Raw genomic sequence first — 11,436 nt, 5'->3', positions numbered from 1 at the left:
AAGCCATGAACTTAAAACACCATTGACATCCATATCGGCGCTTACCCAGATTTTGAGTAAAAAGCTCGCTAACAATGAAGACACGTTTATTCCGTCTGCGATTGAAAAAGTCAATTTCCAGCTACGGAAGATGATTGGGATGATCAATAGCTTTTTGAACGTCTCCCGCCTGGAATCCGGCAAACTTTACATTGAAAAAACAGACTTCAAACTTTCAGAGCTGATTAAGGAAGAAATCGATGAAGCAAAATTGACAACAGGCACGCATACCATCACGCTTGTTAAAAGTCCTGAAATGGTGATTAACGCAGACCGGGCAAGGCTTGGTTCGGTCATTTCAAACTTCCTGTCCAATGCGATAAAATATTCGCCGGATGGTAAAACTATCGTCGTTGGCTTTGAACCGCGGGGGACCGAAGTTATGGTCTATGTTAAGGATGAAGGCATGGGTGTCCGCGCTGCCGACCTGGATAAAATATTTGGTCAGTATTACCGTGTCGATATCGCAGAGACGCGGCAGATATCAGGATTCGGTATAGGGCTGTATTTAAGTTCCGAAATAATACGTCGTCACCAGGGAAAAATATGGGTCGAAAGCGAGCCGGGGAAAGGCGCAAAATTCTGTTTTACATTGCCAATTTGATCATTAAAACCGCGTCTCACTTAGAGCTCCTGGGTCATGTTGTTTCACGATCAATTCAATAAATTGTCCAATAAGACAAACAAAAAGATTCCTGGTAAGTTCCCGTTATAAATCAGGTGCCGAAGCAGTGTATTTACTGATTTAACTTAATCTATCTGGGAATGCGACATGGCTCTTTATTTAAAGCGCGCGATAGCTTGTGCGGGCGGCAATAATACCAATTACGACATTTTAGCAGGCGGATTTATTCTGGGCTAAAATTCAAAAAACCTTATTTCTCAGCGTTTACCAATTCATTTAGCTAAATCCTATACGGTGTAAAGCCTGGTTATTTAACAGAGCCAAAGGTGATAACGGGCAGCATAAACAACACGATGAAAAACAAAAAGAACTTATTCGAAACATTCTCAAACTGGGCGACCTCGGCAACGGGTAGTTCAACCGCATTTATAGGTGCAACTGCAGTTGTAATTATCTGGGCCCTGAGCGGACCTTTCTTTAATTATTCCCAAACATGGCAGTTGGTGATCAATACGGGTACCACTATTGTCACTTTCCTCATGGTTTTTTTAATTCAGAAGTCTCAAAACAAGGATTCAAAAGCCATTCATTTAAAACTAAATGAATTACTGGCATCCCATCAGGGCGCAAGTAACCGGATGGTGGATATCGAGGATTTAACCGAAGAGGAACTAGACCGGCTACACAAGTTTTACATTGAGTTATCCGAACTTGCTGAAAAAGAAGACGACCTGACAGCGACGCATTCCATTGACGCCGCCAGGGAAAACCAACATCGCAAATCCAGCCGTTACTCCCAAAAAAATGAAAAACCTGAAAGATAGACTGATAGCATTCAATGCGCCGTTACTGCCTGAAAAGGTGCAGCTAAAATATGAGGCCATGGCCGAAAACGCTTTTCGTTTCTTTAGGGGCACCTGTCACATATTCTATGAGGATCTGGCTGCAGCGAAACCCCTGCCGCTTTCGCCGCTTGCCTGGATCTGCGGGGACCTGCATATCGAAAACTTTGGAAGCTACCGGGGTGACAATAAACTCGTTTACTTTGACCTTAATGATTTTGATGAAGCGTTGCTGGCGCCCGCGAGTTATGAGGTTGTCAGGATGGTGACCAGCATATTCATTGCTTTCGACTACCTGCGCATCGAACCTGAGAAGGCCCTTAAAATGGCGCAGCTGTATATTAAAACTTATGCTGCGACATTAAGCCGCGGCAAGGCTATCAGCATCGAACCTCGCACGGCTAAAGGTATCGTGCGTAATTTCCTTGAGTCGGCTGAAAAAACCAGTTACAAGGAATTGCTCAAAAAACGAACGGTCAGCAAAAAGAAACGGATCATGCTTTCGCTTGAAGATGAACGTCACTTTAAGCTCGATAAAAAGCTAAGAGGCGAACTCAAGTCGCATATCAGCGAATGGCTGGAAACAAGCAGTGACGGCCCTTACAATTATAAAGTGGTCAGCGTTGTATTCCGTCTCGCGGGAACGGGCAGCGTTGGTGTAAAACGTTACTTATTCCTGCTCAAAAGCAAAAACATTGAAGACCACTATCTATTGATCGATATGAAGCAGGCACGGCAGTCATCGGTCTTGCCGTACACAAATGTGCAGCAACTGAACTGGGAGAGCGAAGCTGCGCGGGTAATCGGCGTCCAGAAGCGCCTTCAACAAGTTCCCGCCGCATTACTAAGTACAACAACGTTTCGTGGTGATTCATTTATCATCCAGGAATTACAGCCCGTGAAGGATACCCTGAAGTTCAAGTTGCTGAAAGAAAATTATCGTGATATGTACGAAGTTGTCAGCGATATGGCCAGCCTGACCGCCTCTGCCCAGTTAAGAAGCGGCGGTATGCAGGGATCGGGAAACATCGATGAACTAATGGCTTTTGGGGCTGACCAAAACTGGCAGGAGGAATTGATCGAGTATGCCCGTTCCTATGCCATTAAAACAAAGGAGTATTACCAGATATTTATCGAAGAATTCAGCAAAGGAAGATATGGAACAAAATAAAGTCGGCACGCTATGGCCGAATACCCTAAAGGCAGTATTTACAAACTGGATCATCAGCCGGATCCAACAGGTTTCACCTGAGCAAAATCTTACCTGAAGGATTGTTCTTTCCCTTTGATTTTGCAATGGTCCCCGTAACAAAGGTGAAGATGGCGATCAGGATATTCCGCCATGCTTGACCATGCTGTTTCGCGCTTGTTAGCGCAACAGGTTGTGTTAAAAATTCTAATTTAGCTATCCAATTCACAAAAAAGCGGAACGAAATGCATTAAGCTCGTTTTTCGGAATGTATTGGTCAACGTCTCCGGAATATCCAATCTGTCAACCGCTTGTGAATTGGCGTAACAACTAAACCCTACCCTGCCCCAATTATCCTATAAACTTCATCACGGTATTTGTCGCCAATAGGGATAACAGTATCACCTATAAAGATCCGGCCTCGCTCTACAGAAGTTATATGACGCAGGTTTACAATAAAAGAGCGGTGCACGCGCACAAAATCGCCCGCCGGTAATTGCTCTCCCAGCCCCTTAAGCGTTTGCAGGCTCATTACCCTTGCGTCCGCAGTATGGATGGATATGTAATTTTGTACTCCTTCCACATACAACACATCACGGAGGATTATACGTTGTATGCGGTGCTCTGTTTTTACAAACAGGTATTCGGTAACCGTTTTGATTCTTGGTAGCGGCTTACCAGAAGTTAATGCCGGTGGTAGTGATGACTGTTTTAAGGCCTTTTCGGCAGCACGGTAAAAACGATCGAATGCTATGGGTTTTAACAGGTAATCAACGACATCATGCTCGTAGCCATCAAGCGCATAATCAGCATAAGCGGTGGTCAGGATTACCATACATTGCTTTCCCGCAATTTTTATAAACTGTAAACCGCTAAGCTCGGGCATCTGGATATCTAAAAACACCAGGTCAATATTTTGGCTGCGTAACAAGCCAAGCCCTTCTATAGGATTAATGGTGCTGCCTGCCAGTTCCAAAAACGGTGTTTTATTTATATAGTCTGCCAGTATATCAATGGCAAGCGGTTTATCATCTATAATAAGGCAGCGTAAACTCATGGAGTAAGTTGCAGTTGTAAATGCGCAATATAATGATCGCTAGCAGTTACCTCTAATTTATGTTTACCGGGATACAGAAGCTCCAGCCTGCGCTTAACATTATTGAGCCCTATACCACCAACTTTATCTTTTTGACTATTGTTGATCTTGTTGCTTACCGTGAAATCAATATGATCATTAGTGGCTAATAACCTGATATTAACCGGAGTGGATACATTGTTAAGCACACCGTGCTTAAAAGCGTTTTCTACAAAGGCTACAAATAACAGCGATGCAACCTTTTGCAGCCCCACATAACCTTCAACTTCAAAGTTAATAAATGCACTGCCTTTTGCACCTATTCGTTGTAATTCGATCAGGTTATGGAGGTAATCTATTTCGCTTTGCAAGGGCATAAAATCATCAGCGCCTTCGCGCAGCATATAACGCAAAAGCTCAGAGAGTTTGAGCAAGGCCTCGGGCGCCTGTTCCGATCTTTGATAGGTAAGCGCATAAATATCATTAATGGTATTAAATAAAAAATGAGGGTTAACCTGCGATCTTAGGAAAGCCAGTTCCGTTACCAATTTTTCCTTTTGCAAAGCCTGCTCCCGGTTACGGCTTTGCAGCCAGTTTGCCCCAAAAAAGTACATCAAACCATACACAAAGTACTTAGGATAATAATACCAAAATACATTGCCGATGTAATATTGTGCCGATACCTGGTTGCCTTTATAGTTATCAAAACCCAATACCGGTTTAAAAAAACCAAACTCGACAGCGTAACGCCAGCCCGCCAATACCGCAAGCATCAGCACTGCTACAATCAATGCTTTAACATACTTTTTATGTAGAAACAGGAGCGGCGCTACCAACAGGGAGCTGCCATAAAAACACAGTGCCGCAACAGTATAAAAGCCAATACTGATGAGCGTATATTTTAATAGCAACGCGGCATCTTTAGGCATTGCCTTAAACGCGGTGTATTCATTGCCTAAAAAGCGCGGAATAACATCGTTGAGCACCAACAGTAACCACACCAATACATGCAGCAGCACTATGTTTTTTTGCTTCATGGGCTAAATATAGCGCATAATGGGGCATCAACCGGCTGCCGAAAGGCCATCGTCCTGATTTTATTGACCAACTGGCTAATGTTGATGATGAAACTTAATACTTTGTTCATCAATGAAATTAGCCGTTTCATCAATCGCATTTAGCAGTTCTGTTTTTCAGGAAGATATTTGCTTTAAATCATTCAAAAGACCATGAAGAAAATACTGTTACTTGTCTTTATTGTTTTAAGCGGCCGGGCTTATAGCCAGGTAAAAGATCAGCTTAAGGTAAATGTGCATCCGGGCGTGGAGCTGTTTACCATAGTGCAGATCCTGGCCGATAAATACCCGCAGCCCAATCCATCTGCTTACAGTAAAGAGGTACTTGCCTACTTTGAAAAATACAAAGACCACCCTGCGGTGAAAAAGGTAGCCACTTTCGAAAAAACCTATACCGACCTGGTTGAGCTTGGCTGGTGCATGAGCAATTTTCCAAACATCAAGATCTATGAACCAGCCGAGCTATCCTGGTATAAAAACTACGGTAAAGAAAATGTACTGGAATACATTAAACTTTGCCGCGACTTTTTTAACGATACTCATTTTTGGGATTTTTATCAGCGGCATGCTGCCCGGTACACGCAATGGGGCAATGCGCTGAAAGCCAGTGTCGATTCGGCCGGATTAGTGCAAAAGCTGCAGGGCTTTTATAAATATAATGCCGATGTACACTGGTGGATCTGTATTGACCCTTTAAACAGCTGGGGATCGCATGCTATTACCACCAAAACCATCAACCCGCAGTTTGCCGATTGGATAGTATATAATACCGGATACTTTGCACGTAATGCCGACCCGCAAAAAGACCCCTACTTTGAATTTACGAATTTTGATAATCTGGTATTTCATGAAGGTAGCCACATTTACCTTAACGGACTGGAAAAGCAGTATCAAAAGCAAATAGAAGAACTGGCCTACCTGTTTAACAAAGACGACGACGGCATGAGGCGTAATAGCATCAGCAACTGGCGTTACTGTTTCGATGAAAATTTGGTACGTTCGGTAACAGCCGCTTTGTATCATAAATACCGCGAGCCCCGTGCCTATAAGAAGCAAATGGCGAAAGAACTGCTAAGTGATTTTATTTATGTAGAAGAGTTAGCGCCTTTTATATACGAGCGCTATTTAGAAAGCGACAAATACAAAAGCTTTGCCGAGTTTTTTCCGGAAATACTTACCTATTTAAAACAAAAACATAGCTCAACTGATAAAAATGTTTTAAAGGAATAGAACGATTTCAGTTTTAAATATGTTTTTTCCTGAAGAACAGTTACCGCTGGAAATATATTAGGCAGGTTATGGCTTCCAAATCTGGTGTCAGATGTAGACCTGCATAATAAAAAACAAGGATGCCACACTTTTCATAATCGACGAGCCGGATATCTATCTGCATTCAGATTACAACTGCAACTAATAGGCATATTAAAGGAATTAGGTCCCGCGATATTTATTGTCACTCATTCGACTGAAGTAGTAAAAGATGCTAAGGTTATTAATATTAGATCATAAATAAAAGTTTTGTTTCAGCAAAAAGAATAAAAGAAACGTAATCCTCTTTTCAAAATAAAACCGAGATCATCTATAATATTCCCGAACCATTGGTTGCCGCCAGGCACCCATGAGTTGCTGTCATGGCGGTTTAAAGCAGATCGGGTCGGATTTATGCCAATGAAAGTCTGATTAATATCATCCTGCTAAGGGTGTTTTATATAATTTCGTACAGCAGATAAGCAAATGACAGCAGTTCTTTAATAAGCCTTTATAAACACGAAAATGGTTGTGCTGTCAATTATTTAAACAGCTAATTCCGAATCTAAATTATGTTTAAACAAAAAATTAAAATTATTGCAACCGGGCTTACGTTAACGCTCATGAGTTATTCTTCTGCTGTAAAAAGCCAGGAAATGGGCGATGCAGAAAAAAAATCATTGGAAAAAGGTAAGATTTACCCGTCATTAAAGGGTGTGGGGCAAGGGGTATCGGGTCCAGGATCTAACCTTCCGCCCGAAAAGATGCAATGGTGGGAAGATCAAAAGTTTGGGATGTTCATACATTGGGGCTTATATGCGATACCGGCAACGGGAGAATGGACCATGTTTAACCAGAAAATATCGGCTGAAGAGTATGCCAAATTAGCAGACCAATTTAATCCGAAGCATTTTAGCGCAGCTGAATGGGCTAAAGTAGCGAAAGAGGCGGGCATGAAGTATATGGTAATGGTGAGCAGGCATCATGATGGTTTTGCCCTTTGGAACAGCCCTTCAAGTTATAAGCATTTTGATAGCTGGGAAACTGCCGCTCACCGCGATTTTATAAAAGAGTATACAGATGCCTGCCGCAAGGCTGGCCTGTATGTAGGAATTTATTATTCTCCGCTGGATTGGCGTTTTCCCGGCTATTTCGACCCTAAGGGACTGCCAGACAATGCTGCCTTGCTTAAAAAACAAACCTACGGGCAGGTAGAAGAGCTCATGAAAAATTATGGAAAAATAGATATTTTGTGGTATGATGGCGGGTGGCTGGCGCATAAAGGTACTGATGCCGATGCGGCCTGGTTTTGGGAACCATTAAAACTTAATGCCATGGTACGCAGCTATAACCCGGATGTGGTGATTAACCCAAGATCAGGAATGGTGGGAGATTTCCAGACCGACGAAGGCGGCGCGGATGTTAAGGGCCCTATTATTCCCTTTCCATGGGAAAAATGCCTGAATCTTAACGAAACGAGCTGGGGATATAATAAAGCCCAACAACTGATGCCGCTGGAAAAAATTATAACTATGCTTGTTAACACAGTTGACCGAGGCGGGAACATGCTATTAAATGTTGGACCGGACCCGGATGGTGTTATTCCTCCAACGCATGTGGACCGGCTGAAAGAAGTGGGAAACTGGTTAGTGAAAAATGGCGAGAGCATATATCAAACTCGTCCCGGGCCTTTTGAACCCGTTGATGATTTTTATGGTGCAACGTACAAAGGCAATAACATATACATCCACCTGCTCAAAAAACCTGAGGGAGAAGCTGTTATTAAATTACCGCCAATTAAACAGACTGTTACATCGTGTTCGGTACTGCATGGTAAAAAAGTTAAATTTCACCAGGATGCTGCCGGTATCAAGCTTGATTTGTCAGCGATAGCATTAGATCCAATCGTAACCATCCTGATCTTGAAAACTAAATGACAGCTTCCATAAATTAGCTTACGGGAGGCGTTGTATCATAAATCAATTTGGCACCTCCTGGTGTTATATTAGCTATGAATTGAAATCTAGTCGATACTATTTATAAAAAAGGGAGGGGTACACCTCTTCGCATAAAAACCACACAATTAGTTGACTAAAAGCAATTTAAGTAAAAATAAACAAGACATCTGTTAACCCTGGTTTAAGTCAATACAGGGTATTAATTCTTCTCTGATAAATTGTCGAAACCTGTCGCTGCCTCCGCCTGGTTTCAGCCATGATGTTGAGCTTGCCACGGGTTTTCCATAATAATCCACCATACGTTGTGTTGGCGTAAGATCCCTGGTACGATTGGTATTGAGCATGCCTACAATGATCAATTCCGGCGTCGCATTTACATGCCACCGGCTAAGATAGCTGCAAAGCTCAGCTATCATACCGAAATGGCTCTCTCCGTACATCAAATACATTATAGGGTAACGTTTTGCAGAATTAAAGAATCCAAAGGGCAACATTGATTTAAACCTTTCGTTCTTCATCCAAAACTTTAGATGGAATTTTATATTATCTGCCTTTAACGGTTTATAATCGCTGTCATTTTGCGCGCACAACAACGCAGGTACTAGTAAAAATAATAGTACAATTACAGGCTTAGCAAGTTTATAATTTATAGTCCGATAGATAATATTTAGCTATATCGATATTTTCCCCGCCTTATCACTTTACCGGTTTATATAAAATTAATGGAAAGCAGAGGCGCATCATATGCATTTCACGCAGACAAGCCAATCTAGAAAACTAAAAAGCATTCAATTAAAAACAAAAAGTCTTCAAATCATTAAATCTGAAGACTTTTTGTTTCTTCCTTTTTACACTGTCAGTAGCCCTAAAAAGGCCATAATGAACTAACAGCTAGATTATATTTTTACAAAGCCCCATTGTTGGTTACGCCCGCCAGAATAGGTCCATTGAACAGCAGCTACACCGTTATTAAGCGAAGCGCCCGTAACATCCAAGGCCTTACCGCTATTGGCATTGATAATTTTATAATATCCATTGTCTGTTAGCTGAATTGACCATTTTTGATTTGCGCCACCATAGTAATCCCACAGATCTACCTGTCCTCCGTCAGCAGTGTTCAAACCATAAACTTCGAGGCATTTTCCGGTTGCATGCATTGGGGTAAGCCTGTAATAACCACCTCCCGCATCTTCCACTTTAAATTGCTGGTTTGCTCCTGCTAAATAGTCCCACTGATCGGCTTGTGTTTGATTGGCATTTCCCCAGCCCGCAAATTCCAGGGCTTTGAAACTATTTCTGCTGTAAATCTGGTAAACCTGTCCAACCTGAATTATTGAAGATGTGTTATTTTGAGCTCCCTGCATAATGGCGGCTAAGCCTTGCTCATCGTAAATGCTGTTGTTCTGCCTGTTAATAATTCTACCCGGGTTGGTTGAGTCCGTACCACCCGAATCAAAATAAAATGGTTTTAACCCATACTGTAATGCCTGGTGGACAAAATAATTGAGATAATAACCCCTGCTTGCCAGTTGCAGGTTTAAAGCATCGCCGGTAAGGCCTAACCTACGGTTTACTGCATATTCTCCCAGCATAACAGGGATACCCTTATCAACAAACTTTGTTTTCATCAACGAAAGTTCTGAAGTCATATACGACTCTTCACCCCAGGTAGCATTTCGTGAGGCATCGGTTGTAGAATGATACCCACTTCCCCAATAATAGAACATATTACCCCAGCTTGCATCCGATGTCAAAAAACAAAACTGCGCCGGATCATAATAATGTACTTCAACCATTAAACGGTTGTTCGCCGGATCAGTTGGAAGCGTATTCATCAAAGTGTTGGTGCCATCAATGTTAGTGCTTGGCCCCTGGACAAGCAGCACCCTATAACTGTTATGCCCCCCGGTTGACCTGACCGCGTTAACAAAAGTTTGATGATATGAAAGCAGCACGCTCATCCCGGTAGCATCTGATACAGCGGGTTCATTGGCGCTTGCAAATATCACATGTTCGTCGAAACCCCGCATTTGCGTGGCTATTTGCTCCCAAAAGGCTTTTTGCTTGGCATTAACTGCTGCCTGTGCTGCAGTGGTGCAATTATTTTCCAGCCATCCCCCGTCCCAGTGGATGTTGAGTATAACATACAAGCCATCGTTTACACAGTATTGAACTACCTGCTGTACCCTGTTAAGCCAGGTTTGCTGAATTTGCCCCGTGGTTTGGTTAGCATACTGATCCCAATCGCAGGGGATACGAACTGCGGTGAACCCCGCTTTCTTAACTTCGTCAATAAGTGCCTGGGTTACCAAAGGGTTACCCCAGGCCGTTTCGCTGCCTGTTGCTTCGAGTGTATTACCAATATTCCACCCCAATTGAAACTTTGCTGCAAGCTGGGCGGCTGTACTGGTTACCCCGGTTTGATCGGGCGCAAGAGGCGACGTATTGTAACTTGGATAACTGGTTATAGCCAGCGTTTTAACTGTTTTGGGAACAGGCGGCCTCACTTCCGGGCTGCCAATTTGCTGCTTTTGGCAACGGGTAAACGATAAAATTACGGCTAGGCCGAAAAAATAGTTATGTGTTCTCATATTTAAATATTAATTGGTTTATAGTAAAAAGAACAATTAAACAGCGCAAATAAACAAATGCCTTTTTAGCGATTGTGCTTTCGTTTCAAAAATGTGCAGGGTTGTTTTTGGTTTAAAGCCACTTATTGGCTATGGTTTGGGAGTCAAATTTATAGACCGGCGAGGCCACAAAAGTGAATAAATAGGGTAACAAATGTTTAATTTTAAAGAAAGCCAGGCTATGAAACTTTATTTTTTATACTATGAAGACAACAAAAGGACCATATAAGGAAAATTATTATCAGCTGAGATAAGAAATTCTTGAATAATTTATATAAAACCGAATCATTTATTCCTTTAAGTTGTAATTAGTAGTAATTTAGTAAGGTCATTAATACCTCAACCTGCTTTAAATGATCAACAAAATAGAAAAAACGGCCACAGCCATGTCTGTAGGCTCGCCGTTACAAAATTTCGAGTTTTATTCTTCCCTTACCATATTAACAGTAGTAGTGATTTTTCAAATCAGGTCGGCAAACAAAAAAAAGAAACCCTGAATACTGTTTAAAGTACCTGTAAAGTATCTGCAGAGTATAGGAGGATAGTAAATGTTGAAAATCGGTATCCGCCATTTGCTAACTTTAGTATTGGTTGGATACGTTATTAAGCGAACCGGTGTGCAGGACAAATGGCAATGCAGGCACCCCATTTTGACCAGCCTGAAATCAAAAAATTTAAGAAGCCGTTTAATAAAAAGCTTCTTTGTGAGCCCTCTTATTCGCCCCAACAAAAGTGAACAGCTTACCGATAAAGA

Annotated in this window: 9 protein-coding genes; 5 read left to right on the top strand and 4 right to left on the bottom strand. The window is 42.1% G+C overall.

The genetic code is table 11. The features are described 5' to 3' along the window. From DUL71_RS29885 to DUL71_RS29875, 3 genes are all read left to right on the top strand, one after another. Positions 1-643, top strand: a 643-nt coding sequence (locus tag DUL71_RS29885) for a sensor histidine kinase (RefSeq protein ID WP_244228878.1), incomplete at its 5' end; no start/stop codon positions are given. A 374-nt stretch (positions 644-1,017) separates the two neighbouring features. Further along, complete coding sequence (locus DUL71_RS29880; RefSeq protein ID WP_114941495.1) at positions 1,018-1,488, top strand: low affinity iron permease family protein; 471 nt, start codon at positions 1,018-1,020, stop codon at positions 1,486-1,488. Beyond that, positions 1,469-2,677, top strand: coding sequence for a DUF2252 domain-containing protein (locus tag DUL71_RS29875; RefSeq protein WP_114941475.1), 1,209 nt, complete (start codon positions 1,469-1,471; stop codon positions 2,675-2,677). Before DUL71_RS29880 ends, DUL71_RS29875 begins: the two co-directional genes overlap by 20 nt. Positions 2,678-3,032: 355 nt before the next feature. Here the strand turns inward: DUL71_RS29875 and DUL71_RS29870 are convergent, their stop codons facing one another. Next, positions 3,033-3,752, bottom strand: coding sequence for a LytR/AlgR family response regulator transcription factor (locus DUL71_RS29870; protein WP_114941474.1), 720 nt, complete (start codon positions 3,750-3,752; stop codon positions 3,033-3,035). Next, a complete protein-coding gene (locus tag DUL71_RS29865) occupies positions 3,749-4,807 on the bottom strand; it encodes a sensor histidine kinase (RefSeq protein ID WP_114941473.1) in 1,059 nt (352 codons plus the stop codon). Before DUL71_RS29865 ends, DUL71_RS29870 begins: the two co-directional genes overlap by 4 nt. A gap of 192 nt (positions 4,808-4,999) precedes the next feature. On the opposite strand from DUL71_RS29865, the gene DUL71_RS29860 reads away from it, so the two are divergent. Both DUL71_RS29860 and DUL71_RS29855 read left to right on the top strand, forming a co-directional pair. Then, positions 5,000-6,076 (top strand): DUF4932 domain-containing protein, encoded by a 1,077-nt coding sequence (locus DUL71_RS29860; RefSeq protein WP_114941472.1) that lies wholly within the window; start codon positions 5,000-5,002, stop codon positions 6,074-6,076. Between the two features lie 590 nt (positions 6,077-6,666). Continuing rightward, positions 6,667-8,031 carry an alpha-L-fucosidase gene (locus DUL71_RS29855; RefSeq protein ID WP_114941471.1) on the top strand — a complete coding sequence of 455 codons (1,365 nt, stop codon included), beginning with the start codon at positions 6,667-6,669 and terminating at the stop codon, positions 8,029-8,031. 191 nt (positions 8,032-8,222) lie between these two features. Here DUL71_RS29855 and DUL71_RS29850 read toward each other — a convergent pair whose 3' ends face one another. Both DUL71_RS29850 and DUL71_RS29845 read right to left on the bottom strand, forming a co-directional pair. Then, the gene (locus DUL71_RS29850; protein WP_161964546.1) at positions 8,223-8,492 is read right to left on the bottom strand and encodes an alpha/beta hydrolase; all 270 of its coding nucleotides are present in this window, start codon (positions 8,490-8,492) and stop codon (positions 8,223-8,225) included. Positions 8,493-8,948: 456 nt separating this feature from the next. Beyond that, a complete protein-coding gene (locus DUL71_RS29845; RefSeq protein ID WP_114941469.1) occupies positions 8,949-10,643 on the bottom strand; it encodes a cellulase family glycosylhydrolase in 1,695 nt (564 codons plus the stop codon). Positions 10,644-11,436 lie beyond the last annotated feature (793 nt).

It is taken from the genome of Mucilaginibacter endophyticus (assembly GCF_003351025.1).
GTDB lineage: Bacteria > Bacteroidota > Bacteroidia > Sphingobacteriales > Sphingobacteriaceae > Mucilaginibacter > Mucilaginibacter endophyticus.
The sequence above is the reverse complement of the archived record's forward strand: the minus strand, read 5'-3'. Positions and strand labels throughout refer to the sequence as shown.